Here is a 1,621-nt window from a genome sequence, read left to right as displayed (position 1 = left end):
CAAACCTAACTTCTTACTTGCCCTCTGAGGCCAAGAAAAGTTGAACCGAGTCCTGGTAGGCTGGAGGAAAGCTGGGGATCCCTGCCATGTTCTACCTACCGTTCTCGCTGTTGCTGTTTTTGATGCTGGTGCTGCTGCTGCCCTTCCTCTGGCTGGGGCTAGCGGTGGACGTGGTGGCGCTGGCAGTGGGGAAGCTGGGGTTCTCGCGGGAGGGGGCGCTGTTGCTGCTGCTGGCCATCTTGGTGGGCAGCTCGGTCAATATTCCTCTCTATCGCGTCAAGTGCGAGGTAACTCTGGTAGAGGACCTGGCCAGCCTGTGGATGCGGCAATTTTGGGGGATCCCGTTGGCCAAAATCTCCCAGGAGACGGTGGTTGCCCTCAACGTGGGTGGAGGGCTGATCCCGGTGCTCTTGGCCCTGTACCAATTTGGGCGGGCGGATGGGCTGTTGATCCTGGCCGTAACGGCACTGGTAACGGTGGTCAGCTACTACGCTTCCCACGTGGTGCCCGGGATCGGCATTCAGATGAATCCTCTGATTGCCCCGGCCACGGCAGCCCTAGCCGCTCTATTCTGGGCTGGGGATCAGGCGCCGGCGGTGGCCTTTGCCGGCGGGGTTTTGGGCACGGTGATTGGAGCCGATCTGCTGCACCTGCCGGAAGTGTTGCGGCGCAATTGCTCGGGCATTCTCAGCATTGGCGGGGCCGGCGTTTTCGATGGCATTGCCCTCTGTGGTCTGTTTGCCCTGCTGCTGAGCTAGACCAGCAAATAGGTGAGGGAAAGGGTAACAGCCTGGCTGGGATCCAGCCAGCGCAGATCGGGATCCCCTTCGGGCGGACGACGGGTCAGCTCTTCTAGCAGCATCTGCGTCCACTCCAGCGGTTTGCTGAGCAACATCGGCGAACGGGTTATCCCCTGCTGACGGACCATGGCTTTGAGGGCTTCCAAGCTGGCCGACAAGGGGCGAGTACTGGCCACAAACAATAGCTCAGTCAACCCCTGGGCATGGCAGGTGAGCAGATCGGGATTGACGGCAGAGCGCGACTCACCGGCCACCTCAGGCAGGGGTGGCAAAGTCAGGCTGCCCTTGGCCTCTAGACGCAGTGGCAGGGCAAAGTCCTCCTGGGGCACGGGAGCCAACAGGTGCAGTTGCCCGCTGGAATCAACCATCAACAGGTAGCCGAACAGATCCTGCTCGCCTTCGTTGCGCAGGATGAGGTGCAAGGGATCCCCGCGCATAAAGCGTGGGATGCCTGGCTCGGCAAGAGCAGAGGCCCCTTGGGCAAACCGTGGCGCCCGCAAGGGGGCTTTACTTCTGGTGGACAATTCCCCCACCACCGCCAGCGGCGAGGTAGCCGCGTTGAGGGTAGCCCGCAGACGTTTGGCCGCCAGCAGATGGGCTAGACGAGGCACCAGCCGTTGCACCGCCATAGCCGCAGCTTCCCCAGCCGGCCCGCAGGAATTGAGCAGCAATTCTCGCCCCGGCCAAAAGAGGCTGTAGCCGTTGACTTCCAAAGGCTTGGGCAGAGCGTCTGCTTGAAAGGCAGCGGCCATTTCTGGAGTAATGCGGCCCAGCAGGCAATCCACCTGGCGCTCGCGCGGGTTAGCTGTCTCCATCCAGCT

The 1,621-nt window shown here is 61.9% G+C and carries 1 protein-coding gene and 1 pseudogene; one reads left to right on the top strand and one right to left on the bottom strand.

Annotated features, from left to right (window positions below; all coding sequences use genetic code 11):
• The first annotated feature begins 86 nt into the window (after positions 1-86).
• Entirely contained in the window at positions 87-758 is a 672-nt protein-coding gene (locus NW841_RS11280; RefSeq protein ID WP_414364121.1) for a DUF1614 domain-containing protein, read from the top strand.
• Here NW841_RS11280 and NW841_RS11275 read toward each other — a convergent pair.
• A pseudogene (locus NW841_RS11275) lies at positions 755-1,621 on the bottom strand (caspase family protein); the annotation flags it as partial. The gene NW841_RS11280 and the pseudogene NW841_RS11275 overlap by 4 nt on opposite strands.

This window comes from Synechococcus sp. H60.3 (genome assembly GCF_047462295.1).
Lineage (GTDB): Bacteria > Cyanobacteriota > Cyanobacteriia > Thermostichales > Thermostichaceae > Thermostichus.
This window is presented reverse-complemented; position numbering and strand designations above follow the sequence as displayed.

Bases quoted from the DNA above. Each gene is read 5' to 3' on its own strand.
- NW841_RS11280 (WP_414364121.1), top strand. From the start codon at position 87: ATGTTCTACCTACCGTTCTCGCTGTTGCTGTTTTTGATGCTGGTGCTG.